General features: G+C 71.0%; 20 protein-coding genes. 13 read left to right on the plus strand and 7 right to left on the minus strand.

Translation table 11 applies throughout. The features are described 5' to 3' along the window. Nucleotides 1–61 precede the first annotated feature (61 nt). The 5 genes from ACIBO2_RS26715 to scpA all read left to right on the plus strand — a co-directional run bounded on the left by ACIBO2_RS26715 (nucleotide 62) and on the right by scpA (nucleotide 7,895). Nucleotides 62–1,918, plus strand: a complete 1,857-nt coding sequence (locus tag ACIBO2_RS26715; RefSeq protein WP_358555754.1) for a potassium transporter TrkA — start codon at nucleotides 62–64, stop codon at nucleotides 1,916–1,918. Between the two features lie 46 nt (nucleotides 1,919–1,964). Further along, entirely contained in the window at nucleotides 1,965–2,903 is a 939-nt protein-coding gene (gene mtnA / locus ACIBO2_RS26720) for an S-methyl-5-thioribose-1-phosphate isomerase (protein WP_358180721.1), read from the plus strand. Nucleotides 2,904–2,991: 88 nt separating this feature from the next. Next, nucleotides 2,992–3,768, plus strand: a complete 777-nt coding sequence (locus tag ACIBO2_RS26725) for an N-acetylmuramoyl-L-alanine amidase (protein WP_358555757.1) — start codon at nucleotides 2,992–2,994, stop codon at nucleotides 3,766–3,768. Nucleotides 3,769–3,834: 66 nt separating this feature from the next. Further along, entirely contained in the window at nucleotides 3,835–5,628 is a 1,794-nt protein-coding gene (locus ACIBO2_RS26730; protein WP_397300184.1) for a methylmalonyl-CoA mutase subunit beta, read from the plus strand. Next, nucleotides 5,625–7,895 carry a methylmalonyl-CoA mutase gene (scpA, locus tag ACIBO2_RS26735; RefSeq protein ID WP_358555763.1) on the plus strand — a complete coding sequence of 757 codons (2,271 nt, stop codon included), beginning with the start codon at nucleotides 5,625–5,627 and terminating at the stop codon, nucleotides 7,893–7,895. The genes ACIBO2_RS26730 and scpA overlap by 4 nt, the downstream gene beginning before the upstream one ends. Nucleotides 7,896–7,902: 7 nt before the next feature. Here the strand turns inward: scpA and ACIBO2_RS26740 are convergent, their stop codons facing one another. The 3 genes from ACIBO2_RS26740 to ACIBO2_RS26750 are packed head-to-tail and all read right to left on the minus strand — an operon-like array spanning nucleotide 7,903 to nucleotide 10,777. After that, entirely contained in the window at nucleotides 7,903–8,415 is a 513-nt protein-coding gene (locus ACIBO2_RS26740; RefSeq protein WP_397300187.1) for a hypothetical protein, read from the minus strand. Beyond that, a complete protein-coding gene (locus ACIBO2_RS26745) occupies nucleotides 8,412–9,278 on the minus strand; it encodes a serine/threonine-protein kinase (RefSeq protein WP_397300190.1) in 867 nt (288 codons plus the stop codon). The genes ACIBO2_RS26740 and ACIBO2_RS26745 overlap by 4 nt, the downstream gene beginning before the upstream one ends. A 2-nt stretch (nucleotides 9,279–9,280) precedes the next feature. After that, nucleotides 9,281–10,777 carry a serine/threonine protein kinase gene (locus ACIBO2_RS26750; RefSeq protein ID WP_397300193.1) on the minus strand — a complete coding sequence of 499 codons (1,497 nt, stop codon included), beginning with the start codon at nucleotides 10,775–10,777 and terminating at the stop codon, nucleotides 9,281–9,283. Nucleotides 10,778–10,885: 108 nt separating this feature from the next. Between ACIBO2_RS26750 and meaB the strand changes: the two genes are divergently transcribed. The 5 genes from meaB (at nucleotide 10,886) to ACIBO2_RS26775 (ending at nucleotide 16,991) form a co-directional block, all read left to right on the plus strand. Then, nucleotides 10,886–11,851: a methylmalonyl Co-A mutase-associated GTPase MeaB gene (gene meaB, locus ACIBO2_RS26755; RefSeq protein ID WP_397300196.1), complete on the plus strand. Its 966-nt coding sequence runs from the start codon at nucleotides 10,886–10,888 to the stop codon at nucleotides 11,849–11,851. Between the two features lie 135 nt (nucleotides 11,852–11,986). Continuing rightward, nucleotides 11,987–14,293, plus strand: coding sequence for a CehA/McbA family metallohydrolase (locus ACIBO2_RS26760; RefSeq protein ID WP_397300199.1), 2,307 nt, complete (start codon nucleotides 11,987–11,989; stop codon nucleotides 14,291–14,293). A 5-nt stretch (nucleotides 14,294–14,298) separates the two neighbouring features. Continuing rightward, nucleotides 14,299–15,234 (plus strand): acyltransferase domain-containing protein, encoded by a 936-nt coding sequence (locus ACIBO2_RS26765; RefSeq protein ID WP_397300202.1) that lies wholly within the window; start codon nucleotides 14,299–14,301, stop codon nucleotides 15,232–15,234. Between the two features lie 45 nt (nucleotides 15,235–15,279). Further along, on the plus strand, nucleotides 15,280–15,897 hold the full coding sequence (locus ACIBO2_RS26770) for a TetR family transcriptional regulator (protein ID WP_358555783.1): 618 nt from the start codon (nucleotides 15,280–15,282) through the stop codon (nucleotides 15,895–15,897). Continuing rightward, the gene (locus tag ACIBO2_RS26775; protein ID WP_358555786.1) at nucleotides 15,897–16,991 is read left to right on the plus strand and encodes an acyltransferase family protein; all 1,095 of its coding nucleotides are present in this window, start codon (nucleotides 15,897–15,899) and stop codon (nucleotides 16,989–16,991) included. The genes ACIBO2_RS26770 and ACIBO2_RS26775 overlap by 1 nt, the downstream gene beginning before the upstream one ends. A 10-nt stretch (nucleotides 16,992–17,001) precedes the next feature. On the opposite strand, the gene ACIBO2_RS26780 is transcribed toward ACIBO2_RS26775, so the two are convergent. Both ACIBO2_RS26780 and ACIBO2_RS26785 read right to left on the minus strand, forming a co-directional pair. Next, nucleotides 17,002–18,765, minus strand: coding sequence for a long-chain fatty acid--CoA ligase (locus tag ACIBO2_RS26780; RefSeq protein WP_358555789.1), 1,764 nt, complete (start codon nucleotides 18,763–18,765; stop codon nucleotides 17,002–17,004). A 71-nt stretch (nucleotides 18,766–18,836) separates the two neighbouring features. Beyond that, on the minus strand, nucleotides 18,837–19,007 hold the full coding sequence (locus ACIBO2_RS26785; RefSeq protein ID WP_357946078.1) for a hypothetical protein: 171 nt from the start codon (nucleotides 19,005–19,007) through the stop codon (nucleotides 18,837–18,839). Nucleotides 19,008–19,032: 25 nt separating this feature from the next. Here ACIBO2_RS26785 and ACIBO2_RS26790 point away from each other — a divergent pair, with 25 nt between their 5' ends. From ACIBO2_RS26790 to ACIBO2_RS26800, 3 genes are all read left to right on the plus strand, one after another. Beyond that, nucleotides 19,033–19,554 carry a CGNR zinc finger domain-containing protein gene (locus tag ACIBO2_RS26790; protein WP_357946081.1) on the plus strand — a complete coding sequence of 174 codons (522 nt, stop codon included), beginning with the start codon at nucleotides 19,033–19,035 and terminating at the stop codon, nucleotides 19,552–19,554. A 220-nt stretch (nucleotides 19,555–19,774) separates the two neighbouring features. Continuing rightward, a complete protein-coding gene (locus ACIBO2_RS26795; protein WP_358555792.1) occupies nucleotides 19,775–21,355 on the plus strand; it encodes an ABC-F family ATP-binding cassette domain-containing protein in 1,581 nt (526 codons plus the stop codon). 37 nt (nucleotides 21,356–21,392) lie between these two features. Next, complete coding sequence (locus tag ACIBO2_RS26800; RefSeq protein ID WP_358555795.1) at nucleotides 21,393–22,385, plus strand: hypothetical protein; 993 nt, start codon at nucleotides 21,393–21,395, stop codon at nucleotides 22,383–22,385. Between the two features lie 82 nt (nucleotides 22,386–22,467). Here the strand turns inward: ACIBO2_RS26800 and ACIBO2_RS26805 are convergent, their stop codons facing one another. Beyond that, the gene (locus tag ACIBO2_RS26805; RefSeq protein ID WP_358432879.1) at nucleotides 22,468–22,728 is read right to left on the minus strand and encodes a zf-TFIIB domain-containing protein; all 261 of its coding nucleotides are present in this window, start codon (nucleotides 22,726–22,728) and stop codon (nucleotides 22,468–22,470) included. A 54-nt stretch (nucleotides 22,729–22,782) separates the two neighbouring features. After that, nucleotides 22,783–23,637 (minus strand): phosphotransferase, encoded by an 855-nt coding sequence (locus ACIBO2_RS26810; RefSeq protein ID WP_358555798.1) that lies wholly within the window; start codon nucleotides 23,635–23,637, stop codon nucleotides 22,783–22,785. Nucleotide 23,638: the final 1 nt, after the last annotated feature.

Consider the following 23,638-nt stretch of genomic DNA (forward strand, 5'->3'; position numbering starts at 1 on the left):
CTCGATCGAAAGTGTCCTTGATCGAATCACTGCGTACGTGGGGGTTTCTGGGGTGGCGAGGGTGACGTTCCGTGAGCGCGCGCGGTACTGGTTCGACAACACCATGTCGAAGGGCACGGCCTCACTGATCGGCTGGCTGGCCGTGGTGTCGGTCGGGCTCATCGTGGTGGTCGCCGGGCTCACTCTCTGGCTGGCTCCGGAGGAGCCCGAGGGCGTCGGCGGCGCCGGCCACGTGATGTGGATCGCGCTCATGCACGCGCTCACTCCGAGCAAGGTCGCCAGCGACAAGGGGTCGGTCGCCTATATGGCGGTGATGTTCGCCGGGTCGCTCGGCGGCATCTTCGTCGTCAGCATGCTCGTCGGCCTGCTGTCCAACGGCCTCAAGCAGAAGGTCGACCGGCTGCGCAGGGGCCGCTCCCGCATCGTCGAGTCCGGGCACACGGTGGTGCTCGGTTGGTCGGACCAGGTGTTCACGATCGTCGCCGAGCTGGCCAAGGCGCATGCCAGCCAGCCGGGCTCGGTCATCGCCGTACTGGCCGAACGCGACAAGCTGGCCATGGAGGAGGACATCCGCGAGAACATCGGCGACCTGGGCAGGACCCGCCTGGTCTGCCGCACGGGACGGCCCACCGAGTCGCGTGACCTCAACCTGATGAACCTGGCCGCCGCCAGGTCCGTCGTCGTGCTCTCACCCGACGGCGAGGACCCCGACGCGCACGTCATCAAGATCCTGCTCGCCCTGGCCAAGCGCCAGGGCACCCGCCCGCCGGTGGTCGCCGCCATCGCCGCCAGCCGCAACATCGCCGCGGCGCGCCTGGCCGGTGGCAAGGACGTGCACCTGGTCGACTCCGACGACACCGCCGCCCGGCTCATCGTCCAGTCCTCGCGGCAGTCGGGCATGTCCGTCGTCTGCATGGACCTGCTGAACTTCGACGGCGGCGAGATCTACCTGCGCGCCGGGACGGAGCTGGCGGGCAGCACGTACGGCGACGCGCTGCACGCCTACGAGACGGCCACGGTCATCGGCCTGCGCCGGCCCACCGGAGTCATCCTGAACCCGCCCATGGACACCGTCATCGAGGCTGCCGACCAGATCATCGTCATAGCCCACGACGACTCCGCCATCCGGCTCGCCACCGGCGAGGCCGCCTTTGACGAGAACGCGATCGCCGTCGCCGGCGGCTCCCCGCTCGAACCCGCGCGCACGCTCCTGCTCAACTGGAACGGCCGGGCCGACGAGATCGTCCACTACCTCGACGCCTACGTCGCCCCCGGCTCGGTCCTGGAGATCGCCGCCGACCATCCCAAGGCCGGGACCGGCCTGGCGGACCTGGTCAACCTCACCGTGAACGTCAAGGAATGCGACACCACGGACCGGTACGCGCTCGAATCCCTCGGCGTCGGCCTCTTCCAGCACGTCATCGTCCTGTCGGACGACCGCTTCAAGCCGCACCACGCCGACACCCGCACGCTCATGACGCTGCTGCAACTGCGCGACATGCAGAGCGCGATGGGCGAGCACTACTCGATCGTCAGCGAGATGCACGACGAGAACAACCGCGCGCTCGCGGAGGTGACCGAGGCCGACGACATCGTGATCAGCGACACGGTGATCGGCCTCCTGCTGGCCCAGCTGGCGGAGAACCGGCACCTGGCGGACGTGTTCGGCTACCTGTTCGACTCGCGCGGCTCGGAGATCTACCCGCGCCCCGCTGGCTCGTACGTGGCCTCGGGGACGCAGGTCACCTTTTCGACGGTCATCGAGGCGGCACGCCGCAGAGGTGAGACGGCCATCGGCTATCGCGACAGCTCGGCGCTCAACGTCCCGCCGCACTACGGCATCGTCCTCAACCCACCGAAGTCCCAGCCCATCGTGCTGAACCGGCAGGACGCGGTGATCGTCCTGGCCGAACGCTGAACCCCTGGTGACGGCGCGGACTTGCCCGGAAGGCTACGGTTTGGGCGTGAGGACGATTGACTGGGTAGACGGCGCGGTCGAGCTGGTGGATCAGACGCGCCTGCCGGACGAGTGCGTCATGGTGCGGATCGAGACCGTCGCGGACCTGATCGACGCCATCCGGCGGCTGGCCGTACGCGGGGCGCCCGCGCTCGGTGTGGCCGGGGCGCTCGGCGTCGTGCTGGCGGCCGGCGACCAGGACGCCATAGCCAGGCTGCGCGCGGCCCGGCCCACCGCCGTGAACCTCGCCTGGGGCGTCGACCAGGCCGCCACGCACCTGCCCAAGGGGCCGCAGGCCGTGCTCAAGGCCGCGCTGCGCATCCGCGACGACGACATCGCCGCGTGCGAGGCGATGGGCCGGCGCGGTGCCGACCTGCTCGAAGGCGACCGGCTGCGCATCATGACCGTGTGCAACACCGGCGGTCTGGCGGCCGTCGAACGGGGCACCGCGCTCGGCGTCGTCCAGACGCTGCACGAGCGCGGCCGGCTGGCCGAGGTGCTCGCCCTGGAGACCCGTCCGCTGCTGCAGGGGGCCCGGCTCACCACCTGGGAGCTCGGCAGGATGGGCGCGCCGCACCGGCTCGTCGCCGACTCCGCCGGGCCGTACCTGCTGGCCAAGGGGGACATCGACGCGGTGCTCATCGGCGCCGACCGCATCGCCGCCAACGGCGACACCGCCAACAAGATCGGCTCGTACGCACTGGCGCTCGGCGCGGAACGGGCCGGGGTGCCGTTCATCGTCGTCGCGCCCGAGACCACCATCGACCAGGCCACCCCCTCGGGCCGGCAGATCGAGATCGAGGATCGAGGCGCAGACGAGATCGTCTCCATCAGGGGCATGCGGGTGGCGCCCGAGGGCACGCGCGCGCTGAACCCGGCGTTCGACGTGACCCCGCACGATCTCATCACCGCGATAGTCACCGACAAAAGGGTGATCAGACCCTAAGAACCCTGAAAATTCCAGATCTACCCACCTTTCCGCGCACTCCGGGCTACGCTCAGTGGTCACATTCCCCTACCCCCGGAGACACAAGGTGGCCATCGACCTCGTGTTACGGCGTGACTGGCACGCCCGTGCGCCGCACGGTGACTACACACAGCTCGACTCCACCAAAGGAGTGAAGGTCCACTACACGGGCGGCCGGGTCGAGCCGGGCATCGTCGCCGACCACGCGGGCTGCGTGTCGCTGGTGCAGTCGATTCAGGGCTTCCACATGGACGGCAACGGCTGGATCGACATCGGCTACTCGTTCGTGGCGTGCCCGCATCGGAAGGTGTTCGAGGGGCGAGGGCTGCACCACTTACCGGCGGCCAATGGGGCCGGGCTCAACTCGGGCCATTACGCCGTGCTCGGCCTGGTCGGCAACGCCGGGCTGGTGGAGCCGCCCGACGGCCTGCTCAACGGCATCCTGGACGCGGTCGAGTACGTCCGGGAACGCGGCAAGGCGGGCAAGGAGATCAAGGGACACCGGGACGGCTACTCGACCGACTGCCCCGGCGAGCCCCTCTACGCGTGGGTCAAGCGCGGCGCGCCCCGGCCGGGTGACGGCGGCGGTGGTGGGCCCGAGCTGCCGACGGCGCCGCCGTTCCCCGGGCGGCTGCTCAAGTACCCGCCCGTGACGCAGGGCGAGGACGTGCGTACGTGGCAGCAGCAGATGAAGGTACGCGGCTGGGAGATCGACGTCGACGGCGCCTACGGCAGCGCCTCGCGCGACGTGTGCCGTCGTTTCCAGCGCAGCGTGAGCATCGACGACGACGGCATCGTCGGTCCGACCACCTGGCGGCTGAGCTGGGAGGCACCGCTGCCCTGACAGTGGGGTCGGTCAGGGGCGAACCCGGGGTTCCTCGCCTAACAGGGCAACGCCTACTATCCGAACATGCATCTGGTAGCGGGTTTTCCCCCCACCAATCGGGATGACTGGCGGGCGCTGGCGCTTGAGGTCCTGCGTAAGACGGGTGTCGAAGCCGGGTCGCCCGAAGAGGCGCTGTCCAGCATCACGTACGACGGGGTGACGCTCGCGCCGCTCTACGACGCCGCCGATCTCCCCAAGACCCTGAGGAAGGGCGCCCCCGGAGCGCGCGCCGGGTGGGATGTGCGGCAGCGGCACGCCGTGGCCGACGCCGAGGCCGTACTGGCCGATCTGGAGCACGGCGTCACCTCGCTCTGGCTGGTCCTGGGTGCCGGCGCGATCCCGGTCGCTCACCTCGCCGACCTGCTGCGGGAGGTCCTTCTGGATCTCGCGCCGATCGTCCTGGAGGCCGGGCCCGAGGTGCGGGAGGCCGCCGAGACCCTGTTCGGGCTGGCGGCGGAGCGCGGCGTCTCGCCGACGGGCAACCTGGGCGCCTCGATCGCTACGGCCGGCCGGGAGACGACGGCCGAGCTGGCGGCGCGGTGCGCGGAAGGCTACCCCGGGATGCGGGCCGTCCTGCTGGACGCCACGCCGTACCACGACGCGGGCGGGAGCGACGCCGACGAGCTCGGCTGCTCGATCGCGCTGGGCGTCGAGCACCTGCGCGCGCTGACCGGTGCGGGGCTCACCGTCGAGCAGGCGTTCGGGCAGCTGGAGTTCCGTTACGCCGTCACCGACGACCAGTTCGCCGCCATCGCCAAGCTGCGGGCCGCCCGTACGCTCTGGGCGCGGGTGGCCCAGGTGTGCGGGGCGGCGGACGGCGGGCAGCGGCAGCACGCGGTGACGAGTTCCGCCATGATGACCGCCCGCGACCCCTGGGTGAACCTGCTCCGCACCACCATCGCCTGCTTCGCCGCCGGGGTAGGAGGCGCGGACGCGGTGACCGTGCAGCCGTTCGACGCGTGCCTGGGGGTGCCGGACGCGTTCGCCCGGCGGATGGCGCGCAACACGCAGGCGCTGCTGCTGGAGGAGGCCGGGGCGGGCCGGGTGGCCGACCCGGCGGCCGGCTCCTGGTACGTCGAGCGCCGGACCGCCGACCTGGCCGACCGCGCCTGGGCCTGGTTCCAGGAGATCGAGGCCGCCGGGGGGATCATGGCGGCCTCCGGCCTGGTCGCCGAGCGGATCGCGGCGACCAGGGAACGCCGCGCCGACGACATCGCCCACCGGCGCTTCCCGATCACCGGCGTGAGCGAGTTCCCCCACCTCGACGAGAAACCGGTCCGCCGGAGCCCCGTTGACGGAGGCGCGCTCGCGGGGGAGAGCGCCGGGGATGAGGGCGCGGTCGCGAGGGAGAGTTCTGGGAATGGGGGCGCGCTCCCGGATGAGGGGTTGCCGCGGATCCGGTACGCGCGGGAGTTCGAGGAGCTGCGGGATCTCGCTGACGCGCAGCCGGAGCGGCCCGTGGTGTTCCTGGCCACCTTCGGGCCCGTCGCCGCCCACACGGCTCGTGCCGCGTTCGCCGCGAACCTGTTCCAGGCGGGCGGCCTGGCCATCCAGACCGCCGGGCCGGGGACCGACCCCGACCAGATCGCCACCGCCTTCGCCGTCAGCGGCAGCGACGTGGCCTGCCTGTGCTCCAGCGACAAGATGTACGGCCTGCACGCCGAGGCGGTCGCCGCCGCGCTGAGACGGGCGGGCGCGAGAAAGATCTGGCTGGCGGGGAAGGGGAGCTACGAAGGCGTCGACGACTGCCTCTACGCCGGGTGCGACGCGCTCGCCGTGCTCCGCACGACCTTCGACGACCTGGAGGTGACGCGATGATCCCGGACTTCTCGGCCATCCCACTGACCGACCCGACCCCCACCAAGCCCGCTGCGGATGCGGCCGAGCCCGCCCAGCCCGCCGCAGGTGCCGCCCAGGCCGCCCAGGCCGCCCGGCCAACCGAGGTCGCTCAGCCCGCCCACCCCGCCGGGGACACCGAGGCAGCCCAGCCGAGTCCCGATGCGGCCGAGGTCTGGGAGACGCCCGAGGGGATCGCGGTCAAGCCGGTCTACACGGCCGACGACCTCGACGGGCTCGACTTCCTGCGGACCTATCCCGGCGCCGCGCCGTACCTGCGCGGGCCCTATCCGACCATGTACGTCAACCAGCCCTGGACGATCCGCCAGTACGCGGGCTTCTCCACTGCCGAGGACTCCAACGCCTTCTACCGCCGCAACCTGGCCGCCGGGCAGAAGGGCCTGTCGGTGGCGTTCGACCTGGCCACGCACCGGGGCTACGACTCAGACCATCCGCGGGTGGCCGGTGACGTGGGCATGGCGGGGGTGGCGATCGACTCGATCTATGACATGCGGCAGCTGTTCGACGGGATCCCGCTCGACCGGATGTCGGTGTCGATGACCATGAACGGCGCGGTCCTGCCCGTACTGGCCCTCTACATCGTGGCGGCCGAGGAGCAGGGGGTGGCGCCCGAGCAGCTGGCCGGGACCATCCAGAACGACATCCTCAAAGAGTTCATGGTCCGCAACACCTACATTTATCCCCCAGGCCCATCAATGCGCATAATTTCGGATATTTTCGCGTTTACCAGTGAAAAGATGCCGAAGTTTAATTCCATCAGCATCTCCGGCTACCACATCCAGGAGGCCGGGGCCACCTGCGACCTCGAACTCGCCTACACCCTGGCCGACGGGGTCGAATACCTGCGGGCAGGTGTCGCCGCCGGGATGGACGTCGACAGGTTCGCGCCCAGGTTGTCGTTCTTCTGGTGCATCGGCATGAACTTCTTCATGGAGGTCGCCAAGCTCCGGGCCGCTCGCCTCCTGTGGGCGAACCTCGTTTCCGGATTTAACGCGAAAAATCCGAAATCTCTGAGCCTCCGTACCCACTCCCAGACCTCCGGCTGGTCCCTCACCGCACAAGACCCGTTCAACAACGTCGCCCGTACGTGCGTCGAGGCCATGGCCGCCACCCAGGGCCACACCCAGTCCCTGCACACCAACGCCCTCGACGAGGCGCTCGCGCTGCCCACCGACTTCTCCGCCCGGATCGCCCGCAACACCCAGCTCCTCCTCCAGCAGGAGTCGGGCACCACCAAGGTGATCGACCCGTGGGGCGGCTCGTACTACGTCGAACGCCTCACCCACGATCTCGCCGAACGCGCCTGGGCCCACATCCAGGAGGTCGAGGCCGCCGGCGGCATGGCCCGCGCCATCGAGGCCGGGCTGCCCAAGCTCCGCATCGAGGAGGCCGCGGCCCGCGCCCAGGCCCGCATCGACTCGGGCCGCCAGCCCGTGATCGGCGTCAACAAGTACCGTACCGACGCCGACGAGCCGATCGAGGTGCTCAAGGTCGACAACAGCGCCGTGCGGGCGCAGCAGCTCGACAAGCTGCGCAGGCTGCGGGCCGAACGCGACGGCGGCGCAGTGGCCCGCGCGCTCGACGCCCTGACGAAGGCCGCCGGCGAGCCCGCCCCCGGCCTCGAGCACAACCTGCTGAAACTGGCGGTCGACGCCGCCCGCGCCAAGGCGACCGTGGGCGAGATCTCCGACGCGCTGGAGCGGGTCTTCGGGCGCCACGCGGAGCAGGTCCGTACCATCTCCGGCGTGTATCGCGACGAGGCGGGCCCGGCCGCCAACATCGAGCGGGTACGCCGGGCGAGCGCCGACTTCGAGCGCGCCGAGGGCCGTCGCCCGCGCATCCTGGTGGCCAAGATGGGCCAGGACGGACACGACCGCGGCCAGAAGGTGATCGCCACCGCGTTCGCCGACCTGGGGTTCGACGTGGACGTCGGCCCGCTGTTCCAGACGCCGGAGGAGGTGGCGCGGCAGGCCGTCGAGGCGGACGTGCACATCGTCGGGGTGTCCTCGCTGGCGGCCGGGCACCTGACCCTAGTGCCCGCGCTCAGGCAGGCACTGGCGGCGCTGGGCGCGGACGACGTGATGATCGTGGTCGGCGGTGTCGTCCCGCCGGGCGACTTCGACGAACTGCGCGCGGCCGGCGCCTCGGCGATCTTCCCGCCCGGTACGGTGATCGCCGACGCCGCCCTGGACCTGCTGGTGGAGCTCGCGTCCCGCCTGGGGCACTGACCCGGCCTCAGTCCAGCCTGTTCATCGCGCACATGTTCACGGTGATGACGCTCTGGCGGCTGCCCCCGCTGACCACGTTGAAGGCGACCCGGTGCTTGCCCTGCGTCTTGAACGACCCGGCCGGCAGGTAGACCTTGTACGGTGTTTCGGCGGGGGTGCGGCCCAGGTTCTGGCCGTCGACGAGCCAGCGGTAGGTGAAGGCGTGGCCTTTGGGGCCGTCGATGACGGCGTACACGTTGAGGTCGCTACGCCAGCAGCCGCCCAGGTCGATGCCTTCCGGCCGCAGGGTCACCGATCGAACCCCGCCGCTCGCGGCCGTCGCCTCGGTGGTGGCGTTGGTGGCGGGTTCGGTCGCGGTGGTGCTGGGCTTCGCGCTCGGTTCGGTGGCGGGTTTGGTGGTCTTCGTGTCGTGTGTGGGCCGCTTGCGGCCGGGTGAGGGCGTCGCGGACTGCTTGCCCTTGGCTCCGGTGGTCTTGGTGGGGGAAGCGCCGGTAGGGGAGGGGCTGGTGGTGGGCGTCACGGTGCGTTTCCGGCCGGTCCGTGACCCGCATGCCCACCCCCGCTCTGCCCGGGGGCTGTCGCGTGAGCCGCTGCCAGAGGGTTCGCCGTGCCGCCGAGGAGTCGCAGCAGGACGTCCTGCATGGTGGGGCGGCGGGACGGGCCCTTGGACAGGCAGGCGTACACGATCGGCCGCAGCCCGTCCGGCAGGTCGCCGAGCTGGGGTTCGTTGTTGAGGATGCGGTTGATGACGGCCGGCAGCGCGTCGTTTCCGAACGGCGGCACCCCCGAGGCCGCGTACACGATCACCGACGCCCACGCGAACACGTCCGCCGCGGCCCCGACGGCGGTCCCGGACAACTGCTCGGGCGCCATGTACACCGGGGTGCCGACGATGCCGCTGGTGACCGTGAGCGCGGAGCCGGCGGCGCGGGCGATGCCGAAGTCGATGACCCGGGGACCGCCGGGACCGAGCAGGACGTTGGCCGGTTTGAAGTCCCGGTGCACGACGCCCGCACGGTGGATGGCGGCCAGCGCCGTGGCCGTGGCGACCGCCAGGCGTTGCAGGCCCGCGCCGGTGTGCCGGCCGGCCTGCTGGAGCGAGGGGCCTTCGACGTACTCGGTCACGACGTACGGCCGGGCGCCCAGCGAGGCGTCGAGCACCTGCGCGATGCAGAACGGCTCCACCCGCCGCGCCGCCGCGACCTCCTTGGCGAAGCGGTCGTCGCCGACCAGCCCGTCCAGCAGCACCTTGACCGCGACCGGCCCGCCGTTCGGCGCCTGCGCCAGGTAGACCACGCCCTGGCCGCCCTCGCCCAGCCGCCCGACCAGCCGGTACGGGCCGACAGCGCCGGGATCCTCCGGCAGGAGCGGTTCCGCGGCCATCGTCAGTTCGTCTCACCCGGGCACAGCGTGACGGAGACGCTCCGCTGCCTGGCCACGGGCGAGGTGATCCGCAGGGTCGCGAGGTGGGTGCTCCCGCTGCCGTTGATGTTGCGGGGCGAGGTCAGATACAGCTCGCCGTCCTGCGGGATGGTGGCCGTCGACCGCGACACCGTCCTGCCGTCGATGACCCAGGCGAAGCTGAAGTTCAGCGGATCGCCCTGACGCTGGACCAGCCCCCTGAGCGTCACCTGGCCACCGGAGTAGCACCCGTTGTCGAGCGCGCCGCCGGCGCGGACGTACCGGACCTTGAGCTGCCCGCCCGCGACGGACGTGGCCGTCGGGTCCGCGCTGGGGGTGCCGTTCTGGCTCGCGGGGTCCGGGGTCGGCTGGGACGTGCGGGTCTTCTTCGGACGGGGTGTACGCGTGGGGGAGGTGGCCGACGAGGTCGGCGTGGAGACGCCGGACAGGTTCTTGGTCTTCGGCTGCGGTGTCGAAGGGGTCAGCCACACGATCGCCGCGCCCAGCGCCAGCACCGAGATGCCGGAGGCGCCCGCGATGGCTACGGTCTTCACACGCCGCCGCCGGGGCCGCGCCTTGCCGTCGCCCCCGGCCGCCTGCGGGCTCACCTGAGTGGCGGCCTGCTCGGGTGCGGCACCATATCCGCCCTGGTCCGGCGCGGGATCGTAGCCAGGTTGCTCCGGCGGTGCCGGAGGTCGGGACTGTCCGCCGAGCAGGTGCAGCAGAACGTCCTGCATGGACGGCCGACGGGCCGGATCCTTGGCCAGGCAGCTCAGCACCACCGACCGCAGCGGCTCCGGCAGCTCACCCACCTGCGGTTCGCTGTGCACGATGCGATTGATCACCGCGGGCAGCGAGTCGTCGCCGAACGGCGGCACCCCCGACGCCGCGTACACGATCACCGACGCCCACGCGAACACGTCCGCCTGAGCCCCCACCACCTGCCCCGCCAGCTGCTCCGGCGCCATGTAGGCGGGCGTGCCGACGATGCTGCTGGTCGAGGTCACCCCCGAGACCAGTGCGCGGGCGATGCCGAAGTCGATGACGCGGGGGCCGTCCCGCCCGAGCAGGACGTTCGACGGCGTGAAGTCGCGATGCACGACGCCCGCCTGGTGGATGGCGGCCAGCGCGGTCGCCGTCGCGACCGCGAGCCGTTGCAGCCGCGCCCCGCTGTGCAGGCCCGCGTGCTGGAGGGATGGGCCGTCCACGTACTCGGTCACGATGTACGGCCGGCCAGAGGTCGACGCGTCGAGCACCTGCGCGATGCAGAACGGCTCCACCCGCCGCGCCGCGGCGATCTCCTTGGCGAAGCGGTCGTCGCCCGCGATGTCCTCGCGGAGTACCTTGATCGCGACCGGTGCCCCGTTGCGCGCCTGGCCGAGGTAGACCACGCCCTGACCGCCCGCGCCCAGCCGTCCGACGAGCCGATAACGCCCCACCGCCGCCGGGTCGCCCGCTCGTAGGGGTTCGACATTGGGCATAAGCGGAGTGACTCCTGTGACAGCTGAGAATAGACGTCCAGCACCCTAGCGCCAAAAGTCAGGATCTGTCGGAAGTTAAGCTGACCAAGCCTGAGAAAGGGGGGGCGAGTGCGCTCGCTGGAGGACTATGCCCGTGGGGTGCGCGAAGGCTCGCGTACCTGGATCGCCCGCGCCATCACGCTCGTGGAGTCGACCAGGGCGGACCACATCGCGCTCGCCCAGCGGCTGCTGGTCGAGCTCACCCCGCTGTCCGGCGGGGCCACGCGGGTGGGCGTCTCGGGGGTGCCCGGCGTGGGCAAGTCCACCTTCATCGACGCCCTCGGCACCATGCTGACCGGCCAGGGCCACAAGGTCGCCGTACTGGCCGTGGACCCCTCCTCCACCAGGACCGGCGGGAGCATCCTGGGCGACAAGACCCGTATGGCCCGCCTGTCGATGGACCCCGCCGCCTTCATCCGGCCCTCGCCCACCTCGGGCACCCTGGGCGGCGTGGCCAAGGCGACCAGGGAGGCCATGGTCGTGGTGGAGGCGGGCGGGTTCGACGTGGTGCTCGTCGAGACCGTGGGCGTCGGTCAGTCGGAGACGGCGGTGGCCGACATGGTCGACACGTTCCTGCTGCTCAGCCTGGCGCGTACCGGGGACCAGCTGCAGGGCATCAAGAAGGGCGTGCTCGAACTGGCCGACGTCATCGCGATCAACAAGGCGGACGGCGAGCACGAGCCCGCGGCGCGCAAGGCGGCGCGGGAGCTCGCGGGGGCGCTGCGCATGCTGCGTTCCGACAGCGTGCCGCCGCCGGTCCTCACCTGCAGCGGCCTCACGGGCGCGGGGCTCGACGAGCTGTGGCGCAAAGTGCTGGCCCACCAGAAGTCGCTGGACCTGGCCGCCAAGCGCCGCCGCCAGCAGGTGCAGTGGACGTGGACGCTGGTGCGCGACCGGCTGCTGGCCGAGCTCCGGGACGCGCCGGAGGTGGCGGCGATCGCGGCGGAGGTCGAGCGGGACGTCCTCGCGGGCACCCTCACCCCGGCCCTCGCCGCCGACCGTCTCCTGTCCGCTTTCGAGCGCCCGCGCCGGTGATCGGCATAGGTGAGTGGGTCTCGGGTTGAGATTCCTCCTCCGCTGGGTGGTATATCCCATCCGCTTCTACGCCCCGTAATCAGTCAGTGACGTGATTCATGTCACTATTGCCCCCATCGAGGCTCGGAGGGGCATATGGGTGCGGAGTCGGGGCTGCCGGAGTCGGTCACAGAGGCATTGGCGGAGTACGGGCGGCTGCTCGGCGAGCACGGCATCACCTGGGGCGAGCCGGAGATCCACTACGTCAAGCTCTTCGCCAGGCGCAGGGTCCTGCCTCCCGCCCAGATGGACCGGTTCTGGCGGCTGGCCTACGGCCGCCTCGCCGAGCGTCACCCCGGTGAGACCCAGGACCGGCTCGCCACCCGTCTGGCGGAGCTGGACTTCGACGAGCTCCTGCGCGACGCGCTCGACGGCGAACTGCCCGCCCACCTGGCCGCCCTGCGCCTGACGTCCGGCGGCGCCGTACTGGACTGTACGCCACGCGCGCTGCTGGACCGCGTACCGCACACCGTGCCGGACCCCGCGACGGGCCCGCAGCGGAACGGCACGGCTGGTGCGCAGCCGGACCCCGCGACGGGCGCGCAGCGGAACCCCACGGCTGGTGCGCAGCCGGACCCCGCGACAGGCGGGCCGCCGTACCGTGCGGATCGCACCGGACCGCCGCGGTTCGCGATGCTGGTCGACTCGCGGCGCGACGTCGCCAGCATCGTCGTCGTGGACGGCGCCGAACGGGTCGTCGCGCCGAGAGGCGCCTGGCTGGTCGAGATCGACGGCGACAGCACGGTCACCGTCGACGGAGCACCCGTGCCGATCGACGGGCTGACCAGGACGGCCCCGGCGGCCACGTTACGGCTGAGCGCCGGGTTCCCCTGCCGGTGGAGTGTCGCCGGCGCCGACGGACAGGGCTGGTTCCCCGAGGCGACCCCGCACCGCCACGACTTCCACGGCCGCCCGTACTTCCACGGCGACGACCTCGTCCTGCGCGTCCCGGCCGAGCCGCTGACGGTCACGGTGACCAGGGGCATGGAGTACGGCACGGCCACTGCGGAGATCACCCCGGAGCCGGGCGAGGAGCACCTGGTACGGCTGGCCCCGCGCAGGATCTACGACGCCGCGGCCCTCGGCTGGTACGGCGGCGACATGCACGTACACCTCAACTGGGCCGGTGACGTGGTCGGCCTGCCGGCCGACGCGGCGGCGGCGCAGCACGGCGAGGACCTGCACGTGCTCAACCTGGTGGCCGGCAACGTGTCGGGCAGCCGCGTCTACGACCGGGCGGCGCTCGACCACTGGAGCGGCGCCGACCTGCCCTGGTCTGATGGAACCCACCTGGCCAGGATGGGCGCCGAATACCGCAACGACCTGCTCGGCCATGTCTACGCCTTCGCGCCACGGGCGGCGCCGGAGCGCTTCCACGCCGGGTTCGACGGGGACGCCGACTGGCCGCCCAACGCCGAGGGTCTGCGCGAGCTGCGCGGCCTGGGGGCGCTCGTCGGCTACAGTCACCCGTTCCACCAGCCGATCGGCGACTGCGACTCGCCCAAGTCCATCGTCTGGCCCGCGCCGCGCAACTGCGCCGCCAGGGAGCTGGTCGCCGACGCCGCGCTCGGGCTCGTCGACAGCCTCGACGTGCTGACCCACTCCTCGATCACGGCGAGCGCGGCGGTGTATCGGCGGCTGATCGGGGCGGGCAACCGGCTGGCCGTCACGGCGGGCACCGACTCCATGATCTCCTTCACCCGGGCCGGCAACCAGTCGAACCCGCTGGGCTGGGCCCGCGTCTACGCCCAGGTGGAGGGCGCGCTGACCGCCGCGTCGTTCGCCGAGGCGGTACGGGCCGGCCGTACGTTCGCCACCACCGGGCCCTGGCTGGAGCTCTCGGTCGACGGGTACGGGCCGGGCGACACGATCGACACGTGCCGCGGCGACCGGCTGACGGTCACCGCCACCGCCATCGGCCCGGAGGTCACGGCGGTCCGCGTCCGCACGGCGGAGGGCGTCCGCGCCGGGGCGGAGCGCCTGCCGGCCGGCGAGCGGTGGGGTGGCGAGGTACGCGGCCTGGAGCCCGCTACCAGCCCCGGCGACTGGTTCGAGGCCGGTGGGCGCCCGCCCACGGTCCACTGGCGCGGCGAGGAGGAGGTGCTGAGCGTGACGGTCGAGCTGGAGACCGACCGCCCCACGTACGTGGTCGCCGAGGCCCTGTGCGACCCGCACCCGCGCACGCTCAACCACACCGGCTACGCCCTGACCAGCCCCGTGTACGTAGACGTCGACGGCAGACCGGTGGCCACGCCAGCCGACGTGCGGTGGTGCCTCGACTGGCTCGAACTGCTGGAAGATCTCATCAAGCAGCACGCCAGGCTGGCCGCCCGCGACCAGCTCGTCGACCACCTGGCCGTGCTGCGACAGGCCAGAGCGGTTTACCAGTCGCGTTTACGCTGAGGTCGATGGACATCGAGACGCTGCTCCGCGACCACCCCGACTGGCTCGGCCACCTCGAATCCGGCGGTCCCGCCAAGATCGCCTTCCCCGACGACCTCGCGGACGAGCTGGTCAGGCTCGCCGTGCCGCACGAGGACATCGGCGCCGTCCTGGCCACGCTGCCGGAGCCGGGCGGCCCGCTGTGGTGGCTGGCCGAACGGTGTGTCGGCGCGCTGGTGTCGGCCATGGGCAGCCTCGACCCGCCCCCTGCCTTTCCCGCCCTGCCCGAGCTGGGCCCGTACTTCTTCGTGCACGTGTACGTCGCCGCCCTGCCGTACACCAGGCGGTATCACCGCGGACACGGCGTCCCAGAGGAGGTCTCCCGGGCCACGCTCGCCGACCTGGGCCGCAACATGGCCGCGCACCGCAAGCGGCACGGCACCGGTGGCCTGCACCACCCCAGGTGGTTCATGCGGCACGCCCGCGGCATCCTGTACGAGCTGGGCAGGCTGCAGTTCGAGCGGGTCAGGATGGGCACCAGGACCGGCGAGGGCGTCGCGGCGGCGGGGCTGCCCGCCGGGCCGGGGGATCCGGCGCTGGGCGTGCACATCCCCGACTTCAAGGGCCCCCTCACGCCCGCCGCCTGCGACGCGTCGTTCGAGGGGGCCAGGCAGTTCTTCCCGCGCTGTTTCCCGGAGGAACGCTTCCTCGTCGCGACGTGCCATTCGTGGCTGCTCGACGACCAGCTCGCCGTTTACCTGCCCGCGAGCTCCAACATCGTCGCCTTCCAGCGCCGCTTCCACCTGCTGCACCGGGGCGACACCAGTGCCGTGCTCGACTTCGTCTTCGGGTCCAAGGCCGCGGCCGAGTGGCCCCGCCGGACGCGGCTGGAGCGGGCCATCGCCGACCACCTCGCCGCGGGCGGCGAATGGTACGGCCGGGCGGGCTGGCTCAGGCTCTGACCAGGGCGATACGCGGATGATGACCGCATGTGTTAAATTTTGGCCATGCGGTCAGAAAATGAACCGAGCGGCCAGAAGGCGCGTTCGTTCATCGAAGAGGCGCGGCGGGCCCAGATCGTCGCGTCCGCGATCGAGGTGATCGCCGAGTCCGGGTTCGCCGGGGCGTCGCTGGCCCGGATCGCCCAGCACGCCGGCATCAGCAAAGGCGTCATCTCCTATCACTTCGCCGGCAAGGACGAGTTGATGGAGGAGGTCGTCAACCAGGTCTACAGCGCGATCGACGAGCACGTACGGGCCCGGATGGAGGGGCAGGAATCGGCCACGGACCTGCTCAGGACGTACATCCTGGCCATCGCCTCGCACATGAAGGAGCACCGGACGCAACTCAGAGCGCTCGGCCAGATCTACTACAACCTGCGCACCGCCGACGGCCAGCCGCGCTACGGCTTCAAGGCCAACGAGGAGACCTACGCGGCGCTGGAGCGGATCTACCGTGCCGGCCAGGCCGCCGGGGAGTTCAGGACGTTCGACGTGCGCGTGATGGCCGTCACGATGTCGTCGGCCATCGACAACATGTTCGGCTACTGGGTGACCTATCCCGACCACGACCTCGATGCACACGCCAGAGAGCTGGCCGACCTATTCGAGAGGGCTGTCAAATAATGAAGACCGAGCCGAGGACTGCCACGCGGCTCTTCGCCATCGACAACCTGCGCATCGTGCTGACCGCGCTGGTCGTCATCCACCATGTCGCGGTCACCTACGGAAACATCCCGCTCTGGTTCTACACCGAGCCCGCCAAGGACCCCTCGGGGGTCGCGCTGGACATCCTCGTGGTGTTCGACCAGGCGTTCTTCATGGGCTTCTTCTTCCTGATCTCCGGCTTCTTCACGCCCGGCTCCTACGACCGCAAGGGCGGACGGTCGTTCCTGCGGGACCGCCTGATTCGGCTGGGCATCCCGCTGCTGGTCTTCCTGCTCGTGCTGCGGCCGCTGGTGACGATCGGCTCCTACCGGTCCGACTACGCCTCGTTGCCGTACTGGCAGTACTACATCGGGTCGTGGGACCCGGGACCGATGTGGTTCGTCGAGGTGCTGATCGTGTTCGCCGCCCTCTACGCGCTGTGGCGGCGCTTCAGCGCGCCGGTCGAGACGCCGTTCGGGGCGGAGCACTCGGTGTTGCGGCCGCGCTGGATCGTGCTGTTCACCGTCGGCCTGTCGGTGGCCACCACGCTGTGGCGTATCCCGGTGCCCGTCGGCTCCTATGTGCCGGTGCTGGGGCTGCCGACGCCGTACTTCCTGCCGCAGTACGCGGCCATGTTCGTGGTCGGGCTCATCGCCTTCAGACGCGGCTGGTTCATGACCCTGCCCGCCAAGGCGGGGCCGCTCGGGTTCGGCATCGCGGCCCTGGTGAGCGCCGTGCTGCTGCCGCTCTCGCAGGTCACCACGGGCACGCTGTCGACCGCCGTGACCGCCACCTGGGAGTCGGCCTTCGCGGTCAGCGTGATCATCGGGCTCACCGTGGTCTTCAGGGAGCGCTTCAACCACCAGGGGCCGCGCGGCAAGTGGCTGTCGGCCCAGGCGTTCACCGTATACATCATCCACCCGCTGGTCCTGGTCGCGATCGGCTACGCGCTGAGCGGGCTGCACGCGATCGCGATCGTCAAGTTCGCCATCGCGGCCGTCATCGCGCTGCCGGTCTGCTGGGGGCTGGCCTACCTCGTACGGTCGCTGCCGGGCGCCAAACGGGTGCTGTGATGTCTGAAGATCACGCGTAGAACGAGTCGAGCGTGTCGCCGTAGCGCTCCTCGACGGCCTTGCGCTTGACCTTCAGGCTCGGCGTGAGCTCGCCCGTCTCCACCGTGAAGTCCGCCGCCAGGATCGCGAACTTCTTGACCGTCGCGTAGCTGGCCTGATCGGCGTTGACCTGCTTGACCGCGCTCTCGACCTCCGCGCGCATGCGCGGATGCTCGCGCAGCCGCTCGGGGTCGAGGGGCAGTCCCTCGGCCTCGGCCCAGGGCTTGACGACCTCCATGTCGAGCGTCACCAGCGCCGTGACGTAGTTGCGCCGGTCGCCGTGGACGAAGACGTGCGACAGGTACGGGCAGGTGGCCTTGATGCGGCCCTCCAGGTAGGTGGGGGCCACGTACTTGCCGCCCGAGGTCTTGATCAGCTCCTTCTTGCGATCGGTGATGATCAGCCGCCCGGCCTGGTCGAGCTCGCCGATGTCGCCGGTGTGCAGCCAGCCGTCCGACAGCGTCTCGGCCGTCTCCTCCGGCAGGTTGTGATAGCCGCGCATGATGCCGCACCCGCCGATGAGGATCTCCCCGTCCTCGGCGATCCGCACCCTGGTGCCGGGGAGCGGCGGCCCGACCGTGCCGTACTTCACCGAGTCCGGCCGGTTGAGGAAGCTGCCCGCCGACGACTCGGTCAGCCCGTAGCCTTCGAGGATCGTCAGGCCCGCCGCGTCGAAGAACTCGGCGATGTCCTGGTTGAGCGGCGCCGAGCCGGAGATGAAGTAGCGGATCCGGCCGCCGAACCGCTCCCGCAGCTTGGCGAACACCAGCCGGTCGGCCAGCCCGTACTCCAGGCGGACGCTGAGCGGGATCGCGGCGCCGCGCTGGCGCGCCTTGCTGACCCGGATGCCCGTTTTCCTGGCCCAGGCGAAGATGCGCGCCTTGACGCCGCCCTCGCGCGCCACCGTGGACGCCACGGTGTTGTGGATCTTCTCGAAGATGCGCGGCGCGGCGGCCATGATGGTCGGCTTGAGCGTGCCGAGGTTGTCGGCGATGCGGTCGAGACGGCCGTCGATCGCGGTGGCCACGCCGATGTCGATCATCACCACCTCCAGCAGCTTGCCGAACGAGTGCGACAGCGGCAGCCAGAGGAAGTGCAGGTCGTCTTCGGAGATCAGCTCGATCTTGCGGACCGCGTCGGCCGCGTACAGCCAGTTGTCGTGGGTCAGCTCCACCCCCTTGGGGCGGCCGGTGGTGCCGGAGGTGTAGATGAGCGTGGCCAGATCGTGCTCACCGATGGCGTCGACCATCGCGTCATAGTCGCCGTGGCCGGCGCCGCGCGTGCTCAGCGAGTCGAGCGTGACCACCCAGCCGTCGTCGGCGGGCGCGCCGTCGATGACGATCACCTGGGTGACGTCCGGCAGCTCCTTCTGTACGGACCTCAGCTTGGCCACCTGGTCGTCGTTCTCGGCGACGACGATCGTGCTGCCGGAGTCGGTGATGACGAAGGCCGACTCGGCGGCGGTGTTGGACGGGTAGATCGTGGTGGTCGCGGCCCCGGTGGACAGCACGGCCAGGTCGGTGAGCACCCATTCGAGCCGGGTGGAGCAGAGGATCGACACGCGGGTGCCCGGACCGGCGCCCAGGGCGGCCAGGCCGAGCGTGAGCCCGCGTACGCGTTCGCCGACCTCCCGCCAGGACAGTGAGGTCCAGCCGTCGTCCGACGGCACCAGATAGGCGGCCGCGTCGGGGGTGGCCGAGATCCGGTCGCGCAGCAGGGCGGGGATGCTGGACATGCCTGGCCTCCTGGTGGGGACGTTGCTGCCGACTCTAGGTGCCGTCCCCCATGCCAGTCGATGCCTGATCGTCAGACGTGCTGCCGTACGCCGCCGCGCGGGCGGGCGGTGCCGACCAGGCGCGCGGTCCGCACCTCCCACGCGCCGCAGGCGCAGCGCAGGTAGGACACGACGCCCTCGGAGGTCATGTGGGAGGAGACGACGGCGAGAGCCAGCGGATCGTGGAGGTCTCTGGAATGCATGACTCCAGACTGATGTAATGGTCTTATGCATTTCAATGCTTACGGAGGCAATGGCGCCGCCCTGGCGGCCGCCCTGGTCAACGGCACCGACTTCCGGCCGGAGGCGGTCGAGGCGATGCTCGCCGAGCACGCCATGCTCCGCCCGCAGGTCACGCCCGAGCAGGCGGCCGAACTGGCGGAGTGGCGGCACCGCCTCGCCCCGCTCTTCGGCGAGCAGGACCAGGACACCCAGATCAAGCTGATCAACGACCTGCTCGACATCACGGCGTCCAAGCCCTATGTGAGCGCGCACGACGGCCGCGAGCCGCACCTGCACTTCTTCTCCGTCGACGCCGACATCGTCAGCAGGGCGAAGGACACCACCGCGGGCGGGCTGGCCATGGCCATCTCCTTCTCCGACGGGCGCCGGCTCGGCCGGTGCGACAGGCCGGGGTGCGAGACGGTCTACGTCGACACCTCGCGCAACGGTCGGCGCCGGTTCTGCTCGCTGGCCTGCGCCAACCGGGTGAACGTGGCGGCCCATCGGGCCAGGGGCCTTGCCGGATAAATGCGTTGCCGGATGATTTCCGGCCGGGTACAGTCCTCTGCGACGTATCGCCGAGCCCTGGGGGCAGTTGACGTGAGGGTCTGAGGTCGCGGGCACCGCACCTGGCCGATTCCTTCGGCGTACGATCCTTTGTCGCATCCAGCTGTCGTCATCAGGCGTCGTATTCAGCGGTGTTCCCGCCAAGTCACGAAATTTCGATCTTTGTGACGGGAGCCACCTCATGTCATTCTCCATCGTCGTCGACGGCGTGTCCTTCGCCTGGTCCGACGGCACCCCTGTGCTCGACGGCCTCGACGCCGCCTTCCCGGCCGGGCGCACCGGCCTGATCGGGGCCAACGGCTCCGGCAAGTCCACCCTGCTCAGGATCATCGCCGGCGAGCTGACCCCCTCTGCCGGATCCGTCTCGGTCATGGGAGAGGTGGGCTACCTGCCGCAGAGCCTCTCCCTGAACGCCGCCCGTACCGTCTCCGACCTGCTCGGCATCAGCGCGGCCCGGACGGCGCTGCACGCCATCGAGGCCGGTGACGTCGCCGAGGAGCACTTCACGGCCGTCGGCGACGGCTGGGACGTGGAGGAGCGCGCGCGGGCCGAGCTGGACCCACTCGGCCTCGGCCACGTGGAGCTCGACCGTACCGTCGCCACGTTGTCGGGCGGCGAGACCGTCATGGTCGCGCTGGCCGCCCAGTTCCTCAAGCGGCCCGACGTCCTGCTGCTCGACGAGCCCACCAACAACCTCGACCTCGACGCGCGGCGGCGCCTCTACGCCGCGGTCGCCGCGTGGCCGGGGGTGATGGTGGTCGTCAGCCACGACCGGGCGCTGCTAGAGCTCGTCGACCGCATCGCCGACCTGCGCGAAGGCACCGTCCGCCGCTACGGCGGCAACCTGAGCGCGTACGAGGAGATCCTCGCCGCCGAGCAGGAGGCTGCGGAACGCGGCGTCCGGGTCGCCGAGGCCGATGTGAAGCGGCAGCAGCGCGAGCTGGTCGAGGCCGGCACCAAGCTCGACCGGCGTCAGCGCTACGGCGCGAAGATGTACGCCAGCAAGCGCGAACCGAAGATCATCATGCAGGCGCGCAAGCGCCAGGCCCAGGTGTCGGCGGGCAAGCACCGCAACATGCATGCCGAGAAGCTGGAGGAGGCCCGTGACCGGCTGACCGAGGCCGAGCAGGCGGTCCGCGACGACGCGGAGATCCGCATCAAGCTACCGGGCACCGTGGTGCCCGCCGGTCGGGTCGTCCTGGAACTCCCGCTGTCCCGTACGACGCGTGAGTCCGATCAGGCGCTGAAGCAGCTGGTCGTGCGCGGACCCGAGCGGATCGCGCTGCTCGGCCCCAACGGGTCCGGCAAGACCACCCTGCTGCGGCGCATCACCGAACACGGGGCGAACGTCCCGGTCCGCTACCTGGCCCAGCGGCTCGACCTGCTCGACGACTCGCTGAGCGTGCTCGACAACGTCCGCGCGCTGGCGCCGGCCGCGCCGGTGAACGAGGTACGCGCCCGCCTGGCGCGGTTCCTGTTCCGGGGAGATCGGGTGGCGCGGCCGGTGGGCACGCTGTCGGGCGGCGAGCGGTTCCGCGCGACCCTGGCGGCGTTGCTGTCGGCGGAGCCGCCGCCGCAGCTGCTCCTGCTCGACGAGCCGACCAACAATCTCGACATGCCCAGCGTCCGCCAGCTGGCGCAGGCGCTCGCCGCCTACCGGGGGGCGCTGATCGTGGCCAGCCACGATCTGCCCTTCCTGGAGATGCTCGGTTTGACCAGGTGGCTGCGGCAGGACCGCGAGGAGGGACTGACCGAATCGTAATTGACGGGTGGGGATCAATCCGGCGATAGTGTGGCACGTGGCTCCCCCTCGCTTGATCTGTTCCACGCTCGCGCTCGCGACCCTCACACTGGCCGCGTGCTCCGCCACGCCCCAGCGGCCGAGCGGCGGCGAGGCCAGTGTGAGCGGTGTCGGTGGCGGCACCGGCTCGATCGTCGCGAACTCCGGTCCCGCCACCCCGCAGAGCAGCGGCCCGACCGGCCCGGCCGCGCTGACCGCCGAGGCGTACAAGAGCGAGCTGGGCACCAAGCACAAGGCCATGCTCGACGCGATCAACGCCATGGCCGGCGCCCGTACCGTCAAGACGCTCAACCAGCGCGTGCAGAGCGCCCAGGAGCAACTGCTGGGCGCCGCCAACGAGCTGACCGCCATCGCGCCGCCGCAGCAGGTACGCGCCCAGCACGACGCGTACGTGGCCAGCCTGCGCGAATTCGCCACCCAGCTCGGCACCACGGCGGGCAAGGTCCGCAGCGGCAACCTGTGCACGTCGTCGGCCGTGCTGACCGACCTGGGCGACCGGCTCGACTCGCTCGACCAGGCGGGCGAGGCACTGCAGGGCGCCGGTGGCTATCCGGCCGACGTGGTCACCGTGAAGGCCAAGGGCAAGCAGTCGAGGCGGCTTGGCAACGGCCACTATCTACGCAAGACCAGCATGTCGGGCCGCAGCTCGCTGCAGATCGACAACGGCGGCACCCGCGACGCGGTCGTCACTGTCCTGAAGGGCAAGTCAACGGCGTTCAGCGTGTACGTGCGCAAGAAGACGAAGTTCAAGGTCAGGGGCGTGCGCGACGGCAGCTACAAGATCTTCTTCACGCACGGCGTGGACTGGGACGGCAAGAGCAAGTCGTTCACCCGTGAGTGCAGTTTCGAGCGGTTCCAGAAGACGGTGAAGTTCAAGACCACGTTCACCGCGACGCAGATCCGCTGGCACGACTGGCGAGTCACGCTGCACGCCATCTCCGGCGGCAACGCCCGCACCTCCGACGTGGATCCGGAGCAGTTCCCGCACTGACGGGCCGGGGCCGCGTACTTGGAGTTGGAGTACGCGGCCCGCTGGATCGGGGGAGCAGACCTGGATCAGGCCGAGACCTGGATCAGGTCGAGAACAGCATGCCCACCCAGCTGCGCTGGCCACGGTGGTGGCCGTAGTGGTGGCCGCCACCGTGGTGCTGCGGAGCACCCCACGCCGGGCCCGGCGCGGGCGGCGGAGCGGCGTGGTACTGCGACTCCATCCGGGTCAGCGTCTCGAGCTCGCCATAGTCGAGGAAGATCCCCCGGCAGTTGTCGCACTGCTCGATGTGGACGCCATTACGCTCATATGTCCGCATATTGCCGCGGCACTTCGGGCACTGCATTTCACGCTCTCCTCGGCTTGGAGTTTAGGGAAGAACCTACCGCGCGAAACACCGTCACGCTCGGACGATTCTGTTGCACGACTCGACCAACGAATGCTCCACCTCGTCCAGTTCCCGACGCTCCCGGAAGGCGTTGAGCACCGCCACGGCGGCCAGTTGCACGGTCAGCGCCCGGGCGGGAAGGTCCAGCCATTGCCACGGGTCGTCGCCCCGGCCGAGCGCGGGCCCGCCGGAGGCGAGGTAGGCGCCCAGGAACCGGTCCCAGATGGCCGGGTCGAGCAGCCCCGCGGCGTACCAGGCGGCCGGTCTGGCCAGGTCCCAAGCCGGGTCGCCGACGCCCAGGTCGTCGACGTCGATGAGCAGCCAGCGGTCGCGGCAGACGAGCTGGCCCAGGTGCCAGTCGCCGTGGGTGAGCAGCCCGGGGCCCGGCTCGGGCTCGGGGAGCTCGCTGAACGCCCGGCGTACGAGCTGCTCGACGGGACCGTCGCCGGGCATCCGCCGCACCGCGCGGGCGGCCCGAGCCGGTCCGCCGGCCGCGGGCAGCGGCGGTAACAGCGTCAGGGGTACGGCGTGTAACCGGGCGAGCAGCCTGGCCCCCTCCTCCCAGGGCGCGGAGTCGGGGGCGTCCTGGGAGACCGGACGGCCCGCCGGCCACACCGTGACGGCACGGCCCGCCACCGTCAGCACCTCGGGATCCAGCGGCGCCAGCATCAGGCCGCTCAGCGCCGCCGACGCGGCCGCGCGCAGCCTCGGCCGCAGCGACTCCACCTCGTCGCGCGCCGAGTGCGCCTTCACCACCACCTCGCCCCGGCGCAGGACCACCACGTCCGTACGCGTCGGATGGCGCACGATGTCGCCCGTGCCGCCATAAGCGCCGGCGATCCCCGCCAGCTCCTCCTCCAGAGCCACT

The sequence above is a fragment of the Nonomuraea sp. NPDC050022 genome (assembly GCF_044460705.1).
Taxonomy (GTDB): Bacteria; Actinomycetota; Actinomycetes; order Streptosporangiales; family Streptosporangiaceae; genus Nonomuraea.

What these genes read in the sequence shown, in the direction of transcription:
- ACIBO2_RS26770 (WP_358555783.1), top strand. Translation starts at nt 15,280, where the DNA reads ATGCGGTCAGAAAATGAACCGAGCGGCCAGAAGGCGCGTTCGTTCATC.
- ACIBO2_RS26745 (WP_397300190.1), bottom strand. Translation starts at nt 9,278, where the DNA reads ATGGCCGCGGAACCGCTCCTGCCGGAGGATCCCGGCGCTGTCGGCCCG.
- ACIBO2_RS26790 (WP_357946081.1), top strand. Translation starts at nt 19,033, where the DNA reads ATGCATTTCAATGCTTACGGAGGCAATGGCGCCGCCCTGGCGGCCGCC.
- ACIBO2_RS26730 (WP_397300184.1), top strand. Translation starts at nt 3,835, where the DNA reads ATGCATCTGGTAGCGGGTTTTCCCCCCACCAATCGGGATGACTGGCGG.
- ACIBO2_RS26750 (WP_397300193.1), bottom strand. Translation starts at nt 10,777, where the DNA reads ATGCCCAATGTCGAACCCCTACGAGCGGGCGACCCGGCGGCGGTGGGG.
- ACIBO2_RS26780 (WP_358555789.1), bottom strand. Translation starts at nt 18,765, where the DNA reads ATGTCCAGCATCCCCGCCCTGCTGCGCGACCGGATCTCGGCCACCCCC.
- ACIBO2_RS26765 (WP_397300202.1), top strand. Translation starts at nt 14,299, where the DNA reads ATGGACATCGAGACGCTGCTCCGCGACCACCCCGACTGGCTCGGCCAC.
- ACIBO2_RS26775 (WP_358555786.1), top strand. Translation starts at nt 15,897, where the DNA reads ATGAAGACCGAGCCGAGGACTGCCACGCGGCTCTTCGCCATCGACAAC.
- scpA (WP_358555763.1), top strand. Translation starts at nt 5,625, where the DNA reads ATGATCCCGGACTTCTCGGCCATCCCACTGACCGACCCGACCCCCACC.
- ACIBO2_RS26760 (WP_397300199.1), top strand. Translation starts at nt 11,987, where the DNA reads ATGGGTGCGGAGTCGGGGCTGCCGGAGTCGGTCACAGAGGCATTGGCG.
- ACIBO2_RS26785 (WP_357946078.1), bottom strand. Translation starts at nt 19,007, where the DNA reads ATGCATTCCAGAGACCTCCACGATCCGCTGGCTCTCGCCGTCGTCTCC.
- ACIBO2_RS26795 (WP_358555792.1), top strand. Translation starts at nt 19,775, where the DNA reads ATGTCATTCTCCATCGTCGTCGACGGCGTGTCCTTCGCCTGGTCCGAC.
- ACIBO2_RS26805 (WP_358432879.1), bottom strand. Translation starts at nt 22,728, where the DNA reads ATGCAGTGCCCGAAGTGCCGCGGCAATATGCGGACATATGAGCGTAAT.